Genomic DNA, 16,559 nt, shown 5'->3' with positions numbered 1-16,559 from the left:
TTCGGGACCAGGTTCACCTCGCTCGTTTCGCCGGAAGGGTCCCATGACTGTCGGAATCGTGGTCGTCTCCCACAGCTCCAAGATCGCGGAGGGGGCCTGTGAGCTGGCCGCCCAGATGGCCCCGGCGGTGCGCCTCGAGGCCGCCGGCGGCACCGACGACGGCGGCCTGGGCACCAGCCTGGAGAAGGTGATGGCCGCGATCGAGTCGGCCAACTCCGGCGAGGGCGTGGTGATCCTGTGCGATCTGGGTTCGGCCGTCATGGTGGCTGAGAGCGCCGTGGAATTCCTGGGCACGCCGCAGGACGTCTCGCTGGCCGACGCCCCGCTCATCGAGGGCCTCGTCGCAGCGTCCGTCGCGGCTCAGGGCGGAGCCGGTGTGGCCGCGGTGAAGGCGGCCGCCGAGTCGGCGCTGGCGCAGCAGGTGCAGGCCCGCATCGACGACAACACGGCGCCTCCCGTGCGCCCGCGCGCCGTCGCGGACGATGCCGGCGAAACCGTCTCCGTGGGCGGTGCGATCGTCGAGGACTTCGAGGTGCTGAACCAGCTCGGCCTGCACGCCCGCCCCGCCGCGGTGCTCGCCGGATACCTGGGCGGTCTGGACGTGGAGGTCGACATCAACGGCGCCGACGGCCAGTCCGTCATGATGCTCATGACCCTCGCCGCAGGCCAGGGAACGGTGCTGCACGTGCGCGCGAGCGGCCCCGATGCCCGCCGGGCCATGGATTTCATCGCCGAACAGTGCCGCACGGGTTTCGGAGAGCTCTGACTCCTCGTCCCCCTGTCATCGACTGCTCCGGAGGATGTCGTTTTCCGCCGATTCCGGGGAGAAACGACATCCTCCGGAGCAGTCGATGGTTTAAAGGGTGACGCCCGCGTCGCTTTCGGTGGCCAGCCGGTCCTTGAGGAGGCCTGCCAGGCAGCGCTCCAGCTGATCAGTCGGAGCCTGGAGGCGGTGCAGCGCGTCGAGTGTCCGGAAGACGCCGTCCGGGCCGCCCCAGATCAGATCGACCGACGCCGGGTCCGCGTCCCAGCCTGCCGGTCGGGCCAGGAAGAGCTCACGGGGGACCGGTGCCCCGGCTTCCCGCAGGACGGCCATCATCGCGCCGCGGACCTGCCGGTCGGTGCCATGCCAGGACTGGCCTTTCGGGGTGTACTCGGGCTCCGGGCGGCCGGCCGCGAGCCACGCGCATTCCGCGGCGAGGGGGCACTCCTCGCACTTCGGTGACCTCGCGGTGCAGACCAGGGCGCCCAGTTCCATGACGGCGGCGTTCCACGTGACCGACTCGGCCCGGTCCTCGGGCAGGAGCTGCTCCGCCAGCCGTGCCTCCGCCGCCGTGAAGGCCGGCGCCGGCAGGGCGGACCCGGTGAAGAGGCGGGCGTGGACCCTGCGGATGTTGGTGTCGACGACGCTCTCCCGGCGGCCGAACGCGAACGCGGCGATGGCCGCGGAGGTGTAGGTGCCGACGCCCGGGAGCGCCTGGAGGGCTTCCCGCGTGTCCGGCACGGCGCCGTCGTGCTTCTCGACGATCGCGACGGCGGCCGCATGCAGCCGCTGCGCACGTCGGGGATATCCGAGGCGGCCCCAGGCGCGGACGGCTTCGGAGACGGGTTCGGCCGCCAGGTCCGCGGGCGTCGGCCAGCGTTTCATCCACGCCTCCCAGACGGGGAGCACGCGCACCACGGGGGTCTGCTGGAGCATGAACTCGCTGACCATGATGCCCCACGGGCTGCATCCCCGGGAGTGAGGGAGGGCGGTCCGCCACGGAAGGTCGCGGCCGGCGGCCAGGAACCAGTCCTCGATGAGCTGGGCGGTCTTCCGCTTGAGGCTGTCGCTGGGGTACGTGGTCATGGCGGAATCCACTGTATCGCCCCCGCGTTCCCGGAGCGGCCCGGCGGCGTGCACCCAGGCTCACTGGGTAGGCTTGGGGGTATGGCAGGGCAGGGTGTGAGCACAGGCAAGGGGACGCGGCGGAAGGTCAGTCCCGCCGTGTACCGGCGACGGCGCGTGGTGGTCCTCGGCGCACTGATCGTGGTCCTGGCGCTGGTGGCCTGGGGTGTTTTCGGGCTCATGTCCCTCATGAAGGACCCTGCCGGACCCGCCGCGGCGGCGACCGGGACCGAGACGCCGGCGGTCACGCCCCCGGCGACGTCGGCCAGTCCGTCCGCGCCCGCGACCCCCGTCTGCGATGAGGGCCGGGTCAAGGTCACCGCGACGACGGACAAGAAGGTCTACGGTCCCAAAGAGAACCCGGTGCTGACCCTGAAGGTCACCAACGAGGGCACCGTCGCGTGTCCCATCAACATCGGCACGTCGCAGATGGAGTTCCTCATCTCCAGCGGCCAGGACCGGATCTTCAACTCCCGCGACTGCATGGACAAGCCGAACGATCTGAAGAAGACCCTGGCTCCCGGCAAGAGCGAGACCGCCAACTTCGTGTGGCAGCGCAACCGGTCGGTCGAGGGATGCCGGCTGATCACGGCCAAGCCCGGCGCCGGCGGCGCCACCTACGTCTTCCAGGCGACGCTGGGACAGCGCACGAGCGACAAGGCCATCTTCCAGCTCGGCTGAGGGCTGTGCCGGCCTGGTGACGACCTAGATGTAGCGGTCCAGCAGGCTCGATTCGGCCATGCGGGACAAGCCTTCGCGGACGCTGCGGGCACGCTGCTCACCGATGCCGTCCACCTGCATGAGGTCTTCGATCGTCGCGGCCATAAGGTACTGCAGCCCGCCGAAGTGTTCCACGAGGCGGTCGGCGACGGCGCCCGGCACGGCCTTCAGCCCGGAGAGCAGCCGGTAGCCGCGGGGCTCGACGACGGCGTCCGGCGACGCTTCGCCGCCCGCCCCGGCGATGATCGCCGCAATGCGGTGAGGGTCCACGAGATCCTGCGCGCTCAGCTCACGCAGCGCCGCGACGGCCTGCTCGATGTCCTCGGCGGAAGCGTCGGAACCGGCGTAATCCCGCAGGATCACTTCGCTGCCCGGTCCGCGGCCCGCGGTGAGTTCATCCAGCTGCAGGGCGAGGAGGCGGCCGTCCAGGCCGAGCTCCAGGACGAGCTGGGAGATCTCCTCGGAGATCCGGCGCACCATCTCCTGGCGCTGGAGCGTGACCGCGACGTCGCGCACGGTCACCATGGCCTCGATCTCCAGGGAGGAGAGGGCCGCGGTCACCTGGTCCAGGCGGGAGCGGTAGCGTTCGAGTGTGGCGAGGGCCTGGTTGGCGCGTGCGGAGACCTTCTCGGAACCCTCCAGCACATGGCGGAGGCCGTTCACATAGAGGGCGATGATCTGCATCGACTGGCTGACCGAGATGACCGGGAAGCCCGTCTGCTTGGCGACGCGTTCGGCGGTGCGGTGCCGGGTTCCGGACTCGGTGGTTTCGATGCTCGCGTCCGGGACGAGCTGGACTCCGGCGCGGACGATGTGGCGGGCATCCTTGTCGCAGACGATCGCGCCGTCCATCTTCGCGAGCTCCCGCAGGCGGGTGGGGGAGAACTCGATGCCGATCTCGAAGCCACCGGAACAGATGGAGTCGACCGTGCGATCCGAACCGAGCACGATCAGCGCGCCGGTGCGTCCGCGGAGGATGCGCTCCAGGCCGTCCCGCAGGGCGGTGCCGGGCGCGACGCGGGCCAGCGTCGCCGTGAGCGTCTCTTCTGGTGTGCGGGCCATGCTGACTGTTCCCTTCAGGCGTCCGGGCCGGGGTCTTGCGGCCCGGCTCCAAGAGCCGTTGGACGATCTGCATCGCGGCACACACAAAGTGCACCTTCCACGGCTGACACCATCATAGGGTCCAGGAGGGCCGGGTTCCGCATCAGGACGCCGGAAAGTGCCCCGTGAAGCGCCTCGTGCCGGGCCGGGAAAGTGGCCCTTCCGGCGTCGCCCGGATCAGGCGGTTTCGCTCAGCACCGTCTCGATCCGGCCGAGCACCCCGGGCCAGCCGTGGCCCATTCCGTCGAGCGCCTGACGGCCTGCCGGGGTGTCCAGCCGGAAGCCCGCGTGCTCGAAATGCAGCACGGTGCCGTCCGCCACGCTTTCGAGCCGCCAGGTGACCGTGGTGTCGAGGACGCCCTCGGCGAAGAGGATCGTCAGGGTCCGGCCGGGTTCGACGGCGAGGACTTCGCAGCGCTGCTCGCCCCAGTGGGCCATGTCGAGCGTGAACCGGTGCCCGACGACGGGCGCGATGTCTCCCGCGGCCCACCAGCGGGCGAGGAGCTCCGGCGTCGAGATGGCTTCCCAGACGCGCTCGATCGGGTGCGGGAAGTGGCGTTCGAGACGGATGGCGGTCTCGGGGTTCTCAGTCATCGTCGGTCCGTTCTGTGGGGTGAGGAGGGGTGTCGCGGGCGTGGTCTGCCCGGTGCGGCGCGTGGTGTCCTGCGGGCCTCGCGGCCGCAGTGGCGTCGAGGAGGTCTCCCAGGACGTCGAGGCGGCGGTTCCAGTACTGCTCGTAGGGCTTGAGCCAATCGCCGGCCTGCGACAGTCCGGCCGGTTTCAGGTGATAGACACGGTTCCTGCCCCGGCGTTCCTCGCGGACGAGACCGGCTTCGCGGAGCACGGCGAGGTGTTCCGAGGCGGCCGAGCGGCTCAGTGCGAGCAGCCCGGTGAGCTCGCCGGCCGTGAGCGGTCCCGCGCGCAGGGCATCCAGCATCCTGCGGCGGGCAGGATTGGCGAGAGCACCGAAGACGTCGGGAAGCACGGGATGATGATACGTCGGAAATATCCGACATATCAAGTCTCTGCTGATCCACCGCAGACTTGTGTGCTCAGTTGTTGCGGGTGTCGGGCCCTGGAACCCGCAACAACTGAGCACACAAGTCTGCGGGCACGCCACAACTGAGCGCACCAGGACGACGGCGGGCAGCGGAACGCTCTGCCGTGGACCGAGGGAGCGGCGGCGCTCAGCCCGCCGTCGCCGGCCGGAGGGCAGGCCCGTGACCGGGGAGGATGACATCCGCGTTCTGGGAGCTGAGCAGTTCGAAGCTGCGGCGCAGACCGTCGTGGTCGTGGCTGAAGAACAGCGGCAGAAGCTGCGCCTGGACCGGACCCGAGAGGAGTTCATGGTCGCTCACCAGGGTGTCGCCGCTGATCAGGACGCGGCCCTCTGGTCGGTCGAGAAGGTAGGCGACGGAGCCCGAGGTGTGGCCCGGGCAGTGCAGCACGAGGGGCCGCCCGGGCACGTCCAGGACGTCCCCTTCCGTGAAGGTCCGGGCCGGAGTGACCGAGAGGGGTTTGAGCGCGTCCAGGCGGAGCGCCATCCGCAGCCAGTGCCGCACCCTCCGATGGACCAGTTTGCCGAGGACCTGCGCGAACGTCACCTGCTCTCGGCCCGGGCCCTCGAGATTGGCGGTTTCCGCTTCATGGCACCAGACGGGGACGCCGTGGTCGGCGGCAAGCCGCGCGGCGCCGCCGATGTGGTCCACGTGGCCATGGGTGACCAGCAGGGCGACGCAATCGGCGGGCTTGAGACCCAGGCTTTCGATGGATTCCAGAAGCAGTGGGTGGTCACCCGGATATCCGCTGTCGATGAGGGTGAAGTTCGTGCCGTCAGGATCCTTGATGATCACCCAGTTCGCCGACGCGCCCCTGACCAGGAAGACGTCGGGGAATTCCTCGGTGATGACCGGACCGGCGCCGTCGGCCGCCGATCCGTCGGGCAGCGACGAGAGCACCTGCAGGGGGAGGAACAACGGACGGCCGCCTTTCACGGGAAGAGTGAACGCTCCAGTTGTACCAGCGGGTGCGCGGATGGACTTGTCACACGCCGCCCCCCGCAGTCCCGTCCTCGCACCCTCATCCGTGGAACAGCAGCTCCAGCGCCTGGGCCAGGTGCTCCACTTCCTTCACGGTGAAGCCGTCCGGGACGGGGCCCGGTCCATTGGGGCTCGACGGCACGATGGCGTGCGTGAAGCCGAGCCTGCTCGCCTCCTGGATGCGCTTGTTGATGCCGGGCACGGGGCGCACCTCGCCGGCCAGGCCCACTTCGCCGAACGCGATCAGACGGCTGGACAGTGCCTTGCCCGCCTTGGCGGAGGCCACGGCGAGGGCCACGGCCAGATCCGTGGCGGGCTCGCTGAGTTTCACGCCGCCCACGGTGGCCACGTAGGAGTCGTCCTTGTGAAGCTGGCAACCCGCGCGCTGCTGGAGCACCGCCAGGAGCATCGACACCCGGGAGGAATCCAGGCCGCTCGTGGCGCGGCGGGGCTGCGCGTTGGGGGAGGTGGCCAGAAGGGACTGCACCTCGGCCACGAGAGGCCGGCGGCCCTCGAGCGTCACGGTGATGCAGGTCCCGGACACCGGTTCCTTGGTCCGCGAGACGAAGAGGCCGCTCGGGTCCGCCAGTCCCTCGATGCCGTCCTCGTTCAGATCGAAGCAGCCCACCTCATCCGTGGGCCCGTAGCGGTTCTTCACGGCGCGGATGAGGCGCAGCCGTGAGTGGCGCTCGCCCTCGAACTGGCACACGACGTCCACGAGGTGCTCCAGCAGCCGCGGCCCGGCGATCGAGCCGTCCTTGGTCACGTGCCCCACCAGCAGCGTGGTCATGTTCCGCTTCTTGGCCGCGGCGATGAGTGAAGCGGCCACCTCCCGCACCTGGGAGACGCCACCCGCGGATCCCTCCACCTCGGGACTGCTCAGCGTCTGCACGGAGTCCACCACCAGAAGCCGCGGCTCCACCCGTTCGACCTGGCCCAGAGCCTGCGACAGGTCCGTCTCGGCGGAGAGGTAGAGGGTGTCCGCCACCGCGTCGATCCGCTCGGCCCGGAGCTTCACCTGCGCGGCCGACTCCTCGCCGGTCACGTAGAGGACGTCCTGGCCCGTGCGGGCGAAGCGCGCCGCGACATCCAGGAGCAGGGTCGACTTGCCGACGCCCGGTTCGCCGGCCAGCAGGATCACGGCGCCTGGCACGAGACCGCCGCCGAGCACGCGGTCCAGCTCGTTCACGCCCGTGGGCAGGAACGCCGCCGCGGCGGCGTCCACCGAAGCGATCGGGAGGGCGGGCTCCAGGACGGTGGCGGCCGCCGTCGTCCGGGCGACCGTGGTTCCGGTCTCCACCACCGTGCCCCACGCCTGGCACTCACCGCAGCGGCCCACCCACTTGATGGTGGTCCAGCCGCATTCGGTGCACTTGTATCCCGGCGCCTTGCTGCCGCGGGTGGTCTTGCTTGCCATGCCCTCAAGCCTATCGGCGGGCACTGACACGAAAAGCGATGGGCGAGCGATGTGGACAACCCGCGGGTCAGAGATCCGGCAGGTAGTCCCGGGCCTCCTTGGCCTCCACGCCCGCGGTCTCCAGGAGATCCACCATGAGCGGCCGGAACAGCATGACCACCGTCTCGCCCTCCAGACGGCTCACCCCCAGCAGACGGGGATGCAGGCGCGTGGCGATCGAGGCCAGGTCCTGCTGCGCGTCCCGCAGCGCGGAATCGCGGCCGCGGCCGTCGTCGCCCGCATAGCCCACGGCCATGAGGTCCACCGCGTCGGCGGTCTCGAACAGCACCTCCGCGATGCTCTGGGTCGCCTCATCGCTCAGCGCGGTGTGGTTGATGGCGCTCGTCAGCCGCCGGGCGAACACCCGGCAATTACGCAGGGCGAGATCCAGGTACTCGACCGCTTCGCCGAGCTGTGAGACCTCGGAGCGGTGCCGTCGGTACAGCGGGGACATGGTCGTCACCTCGCCGGAGGCCCGCAGCGTCATCCGCAGGGCGTCCAGTCCGGGCTGGCAGTTCCGGGCGCGCACCAGGGCGTGCCAGGCCAGGGTCGAGTCATTGTCGAGGAGGCTCTTCCCGCATTCGCGCAGCACCTCGGAGGTCTGCTGGAGCGTCGAGCGCAATTGCAGCCGTGGCTCCTCGCGCGGATCCCGTGGGGTCAGGAACGTCACGAGCAGGGCGAACACCCCGCCCACCACGGCGTCGAGGCTCCGGGTGAACGGCCCGCCCGCGGGAGCCGGGAGCAGGACGACCAGGAGTGACTGCAGGCCCAGCTGGGTCGCGAAGATGGCGCCGCTGTCCAGGAAGCGCGCCAGGAGGATCGAGAAGAGCAGCACGACGGCGGCCTGCCAGATCCCCGAACCGAGCCAGTGCAGCAGGACGTCCCCCACCGCGATGCCCAGCGTGCAGCCGAGACCGACCTCCAGCACACGGCGCAACCGCGTGCCCCGGGCGAAACCGAGGGCGATCAGTGAGGACGTCGCCGCGAACAGCGGCCCCACATGCCCCAGGACGAGCTCGGCGAACGTGTACGCCCCCACCGCGCAGAACGTCATCTGCAGTGCGGGGATGAGCGATTCACGCATGCGGATGACGCCCGTGGTGGCGCGCTCCTTCGCTTCCCTGCCGATCGGCTTCACACCGCCCAAGCGCACCATGGGCTCAGTCTATTGCGGAGCCGACGACGGCGCCGTGCGCCCGGCCGTTCACGTCGGCGTGGCCGGTGGTTCAGGAAGTGTCCTTACGGCGTGCGGCAGGCCAACGCAATGCGGCCCGGCCAGAAGTCACGGACTATCCATGGCCGGTTAACCTCGCGTTCACCTTTAACCGCGGATCCCTTTACCTCGGCTCTTTAGTTTCGTTGAAGGTACAAAGGTACGCATCGTCGGCAGGACCGTCACGCACCCGATCGGGGCGGAAGGCAGAGTCCGGGCCGGCGCGACATCAGGACCCTGAAAGGGAACATTGTGAAGGCTCTCCGCTTCGGCCGCCATGCGGCACTCGCAGTCGTCGCAGCAGGCGCTCTGGCGCTGACCGCTTGTGGCTCGGACAACGCGACCGGCAACAACTCGGCTGCTCCCAGCAACAACGGGCCCAAGGTCACCGGCACCCTGACCGGCGTCGGCGCCTCCTCGCAGGGTGCGGCCATGGACGCCTGGAAGACCGGCTTCGCCAGCGCGAACTCCGGCGCCAGCGTGCAGTACTCCCCGGACGGCTCCGGCGCGGGCCGCAAGGCCCTCCTGGACGGCTCGGCCCAGTTCGCCGGTTCCGACGCCTACCTGAAGGACGAGGAGTACGCCTCCTCCAAGGAGAAGTGCGGCCCCAACGGCGCCATCAACATCCCGGTGTACATCTCCCCGATCGCCGTGGCCTTCAACCTGCCGGACGTCAAGGAGCTCAAGCTCGACGCCGACACCACCGCCAAGATCTTCCGCGGCCAGGTCTCCAAGTGGAACGACGCGGCCATCGCCAAGCTGAACCCGGGCGTCACCCTGCCCGACCTCAAGGTCACCCCGGTGAACCGCTCGGATGACTCCGGCACCACCAAGAACTTCACGGACTACCTGTCCGCCGTGGCTCCGTCCGTCTGGACCGACAAGGCCGATGGCGTGTGGCCGTCCTCCCTCAAGGGCGAGAACGCCAAGGGCACGTCCGGCGTCGTCAAGACCGTCACCGACACCCCCGGCGCCGTGACCTACGCGGATGACTCCGCCGTCTCCGGCAAGCTCGGTGTGGCCTCCATCAAGGTCGGCGAGAGCTTCGTGAAGCCGAACGCCGAGGGCGCCGCCAAGGCCGTCGAGACCGGCAAGTCCGTCGAAGGCCGCGCTCAGGGCGACCTCTCCCTCAAGATCGACCGCAAGACCACGGACTCCGCGGCCTACCCGCTGACCCTGGCTTCGTTCCACATCCTGTGCACCACCTACAAGGACCAGGCCACCGTGGACCTGATCAAGGCGTTCGAGAACTACGTGGTGAGCGACGCCGGCCAGCAGGCCGCCGCCGACGCCGCCAAGTCCGCGCCGCTGAGCAAGAGCCTTCAGGAGAAGGCCAAGGCCGCGATCGAGCAGATCAAGGTCAAGGGCTAGCATTCCCCGCCCGGGAATGACGAGTTCCCTGTCCAGAGCATTCTCCCCGACGTCGTGGGAACCGGGTTCCACACCCGGCGACCACGGCCCGGGGATGCGGAAGGCCTGGACAGGGAACTTTGCCGTTACCCACCCGATCCGGGAATCCGGCAGGGCCGGGACACCCACACTGGACTGGAAGGCAGTTAAGTGAGCAGCAACACCATGACCGAGTCATCGGCCGCAGGACGGGCCGGCGACAAGGTCTTCTCCGGAGCCACGCTCGGCGCCGGGATCCTGATCCTCCTCGTCCTCTTCGGTGTGGCCGCATTCCTGGTCGCTCAGGCGATCCCCGCGCTCGTGGCCGACCCGGCCGACATCCAGGGCGGCGCCGGCTTCTGGGCCTACATCTGGCCCATCATCATCGGCACCCTGATCGCCGCCGCGATCGCCCTGGTCATCGCGACCCCGGTCGCCATCGGCGTCGCGCTCTTCATCTCGCACTACGCCCCGCGCCGCCTGGCCTCCGCCCTCGGCTACGTCATCGACCTCCTGGCCGCCATCCCGTCCGTGGTGTACGGCGCCTGGGGCGCGGCCTTCCTGGCCAAGGAGATCTCCCCGGCCTACGACTGGCTGGCGGACAACCTGGGCTGGATCCCGATCTTCGCGGGGCCCGCCTCGGCCACGGGCAAGACCATCCTCACGGCCGGCATCGTCCTGGCGGTCATGGTCCTGCCGATCATCACGTCCCTCTCCCGCGAGATCTTCCTCCAGACGCCCAAGCTGCACGAGGAGGCCGCGCTGGCCCTCGGCGCCACGCGCTGGGAGATGGTCCGCATGGCCGTCCTGCCGTTCGGCCGCCCCGGCATCATCAGCGCCATCATGCTCGGTCTCGGCCGCGCGCTCGGCGAGACCATGGCGGTCGCCCTGGTGCTCTCCTCGGGCGCCCTGACGGCCAGCCTGATCCAGAGCGGCAATCAGACCATCGCCGCCGAGATCGCCCTGAACTTCCCGGAGGCGTCCGGGATCAAGGTGAACACGCTGATCGCCGCCGGCCTGGTCCTCTTCGTCATCACCCTCGGCGTGAACATGATCGCGCGGTGGATCATCACCAAGCACAAGGAATTCTCGGGGGCCAACTGACATGACCACGACCCTGACACCCAATCGCCGCCGCTCCGCGCTGACCAAGGGGCAGCTGCCCAAGTACGCCCCGTGGGTCGTGCTGGGCGCGTCCCTCGTCGTCGGCGCGGCGCTCGTGAACCTCATCGGGTTCAACCCGTTCGGCTGGGGCCTGATCTCCGCCATCCTCTTCACCGTGGGCCTCGTGGCCTGGAGCGGTTCCGTGGAGGGCGCCCGCAAGGCGAAGGACAAGCTGGCCACCTGCCTGGTGTTCGGCTCCTTCATCATCGCGGTCCTGCCGCTGATCTCCGTCATCTGGACGGCGCTGGTGAACGGCATCCCGGGTCTCATGACCCCCGGCTTCCTCAGCACCTCGATGAACGGCGTGACCGGTGTGGCCGACAACAAGGCCGTGGAGAACGGCACCAAGGTCCTGGGCGGCGTGTACCACGCGCTGATCGGCACCCTGCAGATCACGGCCCTGGCCACGGTCATCTCCGTCCCGGTGGGTCTGCTCACGGCGGTCTACCTCGTCGAGTACGGCAACGACCGCTTCCTGGCCCGCGCCATCACGTTCTTCGTGGACGTCATGACCGGCATCCCGTCGATCGTGGCCGGTCTGTTCGCGGCGGCGTTCTTCTTCATCGTGGTGGGTCCCGGCACCAAGACCGGCGCGGTCGCCGCGATCGCGCTCTCGGTGCTGATGATCCCCGTGGTGGTGCGCTCCAGCGAGGAGATGCTCAAGATCGTCCCGAACGAGCTCCGCGAAGCCGCCTACGCCCTGGGCGTGCGCAAGTGGCGGACGATCGTGAAGGTCGTCATCCCGACGGCGATCTCCGGCATCGCGTCCGGCGTCACCCTGGCGATCGCCCGCGTGATCGGTGAGACGGCGCCCATCCTCGTCACCGCCGGCTTCGCGACCGCGATCAACAACAACGTGTTCGGCGGGTGGATGGCTTCACTCCCGACCTACATCTACACGCAGATCCTGAACCCGACGTCGCCGTCCAACCCCGGTCCGTCGGACCAGCGGGCCTGGGGCGCGGCCCTGGTCCTGATCATCCTGGTGATGCTGCTGAACCTCATCGCCCGCCTGATCGCACGGGTCTTCGCGCCCAAGCAGGGCCGCTAGAGACACCCACCGAAGATTCCGAAGGAACCACAGCAATGAGCAAGCGCATCGACGTCAAGGACCTGAACGTCTACTACGGCAACTTCCTGGCCGTGGAGGGTGTCAGCATCAACATCGAGGCCAAGTCGGTCACGGCCTTCATCGGCCCGTCCGGCTGCGGCAAGTCCACCTTCCTCCGCACCCTGAACCGCATGCACGAGGTGCTGCCGGGCGCGCATGTGGAGGGCGAAGTCCTGCTGGACGGCGCGGACATCTACGGCCCCGGCGTCGACCCGGTGACCGTCCGCACGAACATCGGCATGGTGTTCCAGCGCCCCAACCCGTTCCCCACCATGTCGATCCGGGACAACGTCCTGGCCGGCGTGAAGCTGAACAACAAGCGGATCTCCAAGGGCGAGGCCGACGCCCTGGTGGAGAAGTCGCTGCAGGGCGCCAACCTCTGGAACGAGGTCAAGGACCGTCTGGACAAGCCCGGTTCGGGCCTCTCGGGCGGCCAGCAGCAGCGTCTCTGCATCGCCCGTGCGATCGCGGTGGAGCCTGCCGTGCTGCTCATGGACGAGCCGTGTTCCGCTCTGGACCCGATCTCGACCCTCGCGGTGGAGGACCTCATCAATGAGCTCAAGGACTCCTACACCGTGGTGATCGTGACCCACAACATGCAGCAGGCCGCCCGTGTCTCGGACAAGACGGCGTTCTTCAACATCGCGGGCACCGGCAAGCCGGGCAAGCTCATCGAGTTCGCGGACACCAGCACCATCTTCAACAACCCGAGCCAGAAGGCCACCGAGGACTACGTCTCCGGCCGCTTCGGGTGATCCTTCCGGACGACCCCCGGTGATGCAGAAGACCCACGGAAATGTCCGTGGGTCTTCTGCATCACCGGGGGTGGAACCGGCCGGTGTCAGTGGGCGACGTCCGCTGAGATCTCGGCGAGCGTGCGGCCCTTCGTCTCCGGCGCGAGCCACTGGGACAGCGCCGCCCCCAGGAACGCGACGACGGCGGCCACCACCATGCTGGGCCCCATGCCGATGTTGGTGATCGCCCAGGGCAGGGCGAAGGTGCCGAGCGCGGCGCCGATGCGGCTGAACGACGCCGCGAAGCCCATGCCGATGCCCCGCAGGTGGCCCGGGAACACCTCGGCCGGATAGACCTGGGTCATCGTGGTGTAGCCGGCGTTGAAGAACGAGAACGCCAGGAAGAGGACGAGCACGAGGATCGCCGGGGCGTCCGCCCAGACGCCGATCACGAGCAGGATGCCAGCGCAGAGCCACTGGCCGGGCACGGTGAGGATGCGGCGTCCGAGCCGGTCGATCAGCAGCACCGTGGTGACGACGCCCGCCGCCGCCAGCGCGGACAGCCCCACGCCGCCCGCCCAGCCGCCGCCGAAGCCGAACTGGTGGAGGACGTCGTCGGCGAACGTGGCGATCGCGAAGTACGGGGTGACGGCGCAGAACCAGAAGCCCGAGGTGAACAGGGTGGTCCGCCAGTACTGCGGTGAGAACAGCATCGTGAAGGAGGCGTTCTTGAGCGGGGTCTTGTCCCGGGCGGCCTGCGCCTCCTGGATCGCGCGCAGGTCGATCTCCTCGGTGATGCTGTGGTGCATCTGCGGGGACTCGACGTACTTGCGGGCGATCGCGAGCGCCTCGTCGCGGCGGCCCTTGGTGATGAGCCAGCTGGGGGACTCCGGAAGGCCGATGCGGGCCAGGAAGAGGATGAGGGCGAGGACCGTGCTGGTGCCGATCACGATCCGCCAGGGGGTGCCGGCGTCGTGGAGCGCCGTGCCGATGATGAACGCCATCATGAACCCGATGTACCAGGCGATCAGCGTCAGGCCGAGGAGCCGCCCGCGGAGTTTCGGCGGGGAGAACTCGGACAGCAGTGGCCCGCCGATGGAGTACTCGCCGCCGATGGCGACGCCCATGAAGAAGCGGATGAGGGCCAGCTGGATCACGGCCCCGTCCCCGGTGGTCACGAAGAACTGCGCCGCGGAGGCGAGCAGGAACAAGCCCATGTCCACGAGGAACATCGGTTTCCGGCCGAACTTGTCGGCGGCCCAGCCGGCCAGGGGTGACCCGACGAAGATCCCGACGAGCGGTCCGGCCGCGATCAGCCCGAGGGACAGCTCGTCCAGCTGGAGGTCCGCCCGCATGAGGCCCGTGACGGGGCCGATGATGCCGAGGATGTAGCCGTCGAGGAACATGCCCCCGATGAACACGGCCACGAGGCGCACCATGAATCGGCGCTTGAAACGGGAGTCGGTCGGAGTCGTGGTGGGGTAGACGGAAGCCGTCGTGCCGGTCGGTGAGGTCATGGAGTTCAGGTCCCTTCTGGCATCAGCGGAGACCGCCGATGGGAGTGTGACATATCACTCATATATCAGAACCCTAGGGTGGCCCTCCGGCTTGGTCAAGAGTGTGACGGAGCGGTTTCCGGCCCGCTGCCCCTGAACGCCGAAACCGTGGATTCCCGTCGAAACCGTGTATGGAACACACGGTTTCGACGGAAACCCACGGTTTCAGCCGGGGGCAGGATCTCAGACCAGGGCGTCCGCCTTCGGGGTGCGGGTCCGCTTCCAGGTCGCGATCAGCAGCGGGGACACGGCGATCAGCGCGATGATCACATACACCGTCACTCCCACGGGCTCGTTGAACAGGCCCGAGAGATCGCCGCCGCTCAGCTGGAGCGCCTTGCGGAGCTGTCCCTCGATCCGCGGCCCCAGGATCAGGCCGATGACCAGCGGCAGCACCGGAAGCCCGAAGCGCCGCATCGCGAAGCCGAGGGCTCCCAGCACCAGGAGGATCACCAGGTCGAAGGCCTGCAGATTCACCGCGTACGCCCCGAGCGAGGCGAAGAACAGGATGCCGGCGTACAGGTACGGACGCGGGATCTGCAGCAGCTTCGCCCAGAGCGGCGCCATCGGCAGGTTGATGACCAGGAGCAGCGTGTTGCCGATGAAGAGGCTCGCGATCAGGCCCCACACCAGATCCGGCTCCTTCTGGAAGAGCAGCGGACCCGGCTGGATGTTGAACTGGGTCAGCGCCGCGAGCATGATGGCCGCCGTCGCGTTGGTCGGAAGACCCAGGGCGAGTGCCGGCGTCAGGGTGCCCGCCGCGGAGGCGTTGTTGGCCGCCTCCGGACCTGCGACGCCCTCGATGGCGCCGTGCCCGAACTCCTCCGGATGCTTGGACAGCTTCTTCTCCGTGACATAGGAGAGGAAGGTCGGGATCTCGGCGCCGCCGGCCGGCATGGCGCCGAACGGGAAGCCCAGCGCGGTGCCCCGCAGCCACGGTTTCCAGGACCGCTTCCAGTCCTCCTTGCCCATCCACGGCTGGCCGACAGGGATGGTGTCCATCCGCTTGCGGCGCAGATGGGCCGCGATCCAGAGAGCCTCGCCCACCGCGAAGATGGCGACCGCCACCACCACGATGTCCAGGCCGTCCGTCAGCAGCGGGATGCCGAAGACCAGACGCTGCTGTCCACTCACGGGGTCGAGCCCGATCAGGCCGATCGCCAGGCCGAGGCCCAGCGAGGCGAAGCCGCGGATCTTCGAGGACCCGAGGACCGCGGTGACGGTCAGCAGGCCCAGGATCATGATCGCCAGGTAACTGGAGGGGCCCAGGCTGACCGCGAACTGCACGACGGCGGGCGCGAACGCCGCCAGGAGGGCCGTGCCGATGGTGCCGGCCACGAAGGAGCCGATCGCCGCCGTCGCGAGGGCCTGTGCCGCTCGTCCCGCTTTCGCCATCTTGTGGCCCTCGATGGCCGTGATGACCGTGGACGATTCGCCCGGGGTGTTGAGCAGGATGGAGGTCGTGGACCCGCCGTACATGCCGCCGTAGTAGATGCCCGCGAACATGATGAGCGCGCCGGTCGGTTCGAGGTTGGCGGTCACCGGCAGGAGGAGTGCCAGGGCCATGGCCGGGCCGATGCCCGGCAGCACGCCCACGGCGGTGCCCAGGAGGACGCCGATGCAGGCGAAGAGCAGATTGGTGGGCGTCGCCGCCGTGGCGAAGCCCTGCATGAGGTTGTTGAGGATGTCCATGTCAGAGAATTCCCGCCAGGATCCCGGCCGGCAGGTGGATGCCCAGGCCGAGGTAGAAACCGTAGAAGGTGCCGACGGCCAGGACCAGTGAGACCAGTGCGTCCCGCACGTAGTGGCGGCTGCCGAGGGACCAGACGCTGCCCCAGAACATGATGGTCCCGGAGAGCACCCAGCCCAGCGGATCGATCAGCACGATGTTCAGGATGAAGAAACCGATGAGCGGCAGCACGGTCTTCCAGTCGGTGGGATGGCTGAGGTCCACGTCCTCGCCCTCCTCGGCCTGGCCGCTGCCGCCCCGCAGGACGTTGACGGCCAGGAGCACGGCGCTGACCACGAGCAGCGATCCGACGATCACCGGCATGGTCTTCGGTCCCACCACGTCGGAGACGGAGTAGGGCACCGTGATGCGTGAGGCGTCCCAGAGCACGACGACGCCGGCCACGCCGAGCAGGGCGGCGATGCCCAGCTCGGCGCGGCTCCGGCCGCCGGGCGCGGC

General features: G+C 69.0%; 16 protein-coding genes. 6 read left to right on the top strand and 10 right to left on the bottom strand.

Annotated elements, in window-relative coordinates; all coding sequences use genetic code 11:
• Positions 1 to 43: 43 nt before the first annotated feature.
• The gene (gene dhaM, locus BLV63_RS01805; protein WP_066213278.1) at positions 44 to 766 is read left to right on the top strand and encodes a dihydroxyacetone kinase phosphoryl donor subunit DhaM; all 723 of its coding nucleotides are present in this window, start codon (positions 44 to 46) and stop codon (positions 764 to 766) included.
• A 90-nt stretch (positions 767 to 856) separates the two neighbouring features.
• On the opposite strand, the gene BLV63_RS01800 is transcribed toward dhaM, so the two are convergent.
• A complete protein-coding gene (locus BLV63_RS01800) occupies positions 857 to 1,849 on the bottom strand; it encodes an HhH-GPD family protein (protein WP_066213275.1) in 993 nt (330 codons plus the stop codon).
• An 81-nt stretch (positions 1,850 to 1,930) separates the two neighbouring features.
• Here BLV63_RS01800 and BLV63_RS01795 point away from each other — a divergent pair, with 81 nt between their 5' ends.
• The gene (locus BLV63_RS01795; protein WP_074783936.1) at positions 1,931 to 2,569 is read left to right on the top strand and encodes a hypothetical protein; all 639 of its coding nucleotides are present in this window, start codon (positions 1,931 to 1,933) and stop codon (positions 2,567 to 2,569) included.
• 24 nt (positions 2,570 to 2,593) lie between these two features.
• On the opposite strand, the gene disA is transcribed toward BLV63_RS01795, so the two are convergent.
• From disA to BLV63_RS01765, 6 genes are all read right to left on the bottom strand, one after another.
• Complete coding sequence (gene disA, locus BLV63_RS01790) at positions 2,594 to 3,670, bottom strand: DNA integrity scanning diadenylate cyclase DisA (protein ID WP_066213272.1); 1,077 nt, start codon at positions 3,668 to 3,670, stop codon at positions 2,594 to 2,596.
• A 216-nt stretch (positions 3,671 to 3,886) separates the two neighbouring features.
• Positions 3,887 to 4,303, bottom strand: coding sequence for an SRPBCC family protein (locus tag BLV63_RS01785; protein ID WP_066213267.1), 417 nt, complete (start codon positions 4,301 to 4,303; stop codon positions 3,887 to 3,889).
• On the bottom strand, positions 4,296 to 4,694 hold the full coding sequence (locus BLV63_RS18745; RefSeq protein WP_217640434.1) for an ArsR/SmtB family transcription factor: 399 nt from the start codon (positions 4,692 to 4,694) through the stop codon (positions 4,296 to 4,298). The genes BLV63_RS01785 and BLV63_RS18745 overlap by 8 nt, the downstream gene beginning before the upstream one ends.
• Positions 4,695 to 4,896: 202 nt before the next feature.
• Complete coding sequence (locus tag BLV63_RS01775; RefSeq protein WP_175533604.1) at positions 4,897 to 5,703, bottom strand: MBL fold metallo-hydrolase; 807 nt, start codon at positions 5,701 to 5,703, stop codon at positions 4,897 to 4,899.
• Between the two features lie 85 nt (positions 5,704 to 5,788).
• Positions 5,789 to 7,165, bottom strand: coding sequence for a DNA repair protein RadA (gene radA / locus BLV63_RS01770; protein ID WP_066213263.1), 1,377 nt, complete (start codon positions 7,163 to 7,165; stop codon positions 5,789 to 5,791).
• 67 nt (positions 7,166 to 7,232) lie between these two features.
• Positions 7,233 to 8,360: an FUSC family protein gene (locus BLV63_RS01765; protein ID WP_066213259.1), complete on the bottom strand. Its 1,128-nt coding sequence runs from the start codon at positions 8,358 to 8,360 to the stop codon at positions 7,233 to 7,235.
• 309 nt (positions 8,361 to 8,669) lie between these two features.
• Here BLV63_RS01765 and pstS point away from each other — a divergent pair, with 309 nt between their 5' ends.
• The 4 genes from pstS (at position 8,670) to pstB (ending at position 12,836) form a co-directional block, all read left to right on the top strand.
• Positions 8,670 to 9,788: a phosphate ABC transporter substrate-binding protein PstS gene (gene pstS, locus BLV63_RS01760; protein WP_066213256.1), complete on the top strand. Its 1,119-nt coding sequence runs from the start codon at positions 8,670 to 8,672 to the stop codon at positions 9,786 to 9,788.
• Between the two features lie 204 nt (positions 9,789 to 9,992).
• On the top strand, positions 9,993 to 10,910 hold the full coding sequence (gene pstC, locus BLV63_RS01755) for a phosphate ABC transporter permease subunit PstC (RefSeq protein ID WP_370960592.1): 918 nt from the start codon (positions 9,993 to 9,995) through the stop codon (positions 10,908 to 10,910).
• A gap of 1 nt (position 10,911) precedes the next feature.
• Positions 10,912 to 12,021 (top strand): phosphate ABC transporter permease PstA, encoded by a 1,110-nt coding sequence (pstA, locus tag BLV63_RS01750; RefSeq protein ID WP_066213251.1) that lies wholly within the window; start codon positions 10,912 to 10,914, stop codon positions 12,019 to 12,021.
• Positions 12,022 to 12,056: 35 nt separating this feature from the next.
• A complete protein-coding gene (gene pstB, locus BLV63_RS01745) occupies positions 12,057 to 12,836 on the top strand; it encodes a phosphate ABC transporter ATP-binding protein PstB (RefSeq protein ID WP_066213248.1) in 780 nt (259 codons plus the stop codon).
• Positions 12,837 to 12,922: 86 nt separating this feature from the next.
• Here pstB and BLV63_RS01740 read toward each other — a convergent pair whose 3' ends face one another.
• The 3 genes from BLV63_RS01740 to BLV63_RS01730 all read right to left on the bottom strand — a co-directional run bounded on the left by BLV63_RS01740 (position 12,923) and on the right by BLV63_RS01730 (position 16,529).
• Positions 12,923 to 14,332: an MFS transporter gene (locus BLV63_RS01740; RefSeq protein ID WP_066213245.1), complete on the bottom strand. Its 1,410-nt coding sequence runs from the start codon at positions 14,330 to 14,332 to the stop codon at positions 12,923 to 12,925.
• A 222-nt stretch (positions 14,333 to 14,554) separates the two neighbouring features.
• Positions 14,555 to 16,063: a tripartite tricarboxylate transporter permease gene (locus BLV63_RS01735; protein ID WP_066213242.1), complete on the bottom strand. Its 1,509-nt coding sequence runs from the start codon at positions 16,061 to 16,063 to the stop codon at positions 14,555 to 14,557.
• Position 16,064: 1 nt separating this feature from the next.
• Positions 16,065 to 16,529, bottom strand: a complete 465-nt coding sequence (locus BLV63_RS01730; RefSeq protein ID WP_066214077.1) for a tripartite tricarboxylate transporter TctB family protein — start codon at positions 16,527 to 16,529, stop codon at positions 16,065 to 16,067.
• Positions 16,530 to 16,559 lie beyond the last annotated feature (30 nt).

Source organism: Arthrobacter woluwensis, from assembly GCF_900105345.1.
GTDB classification, from domain to species: domain Bacteria; phylum Actinomycetota; class Actinomycetes; order Actinomycetales; family Micrococcaceae; genus Arthrobacter_E; species Arthrobacter_E woluwensis.
Note: the sequence above shows the minus strand (reverse complement) of the source record. Positions and strands in the feature narration are given on the sequence as shown.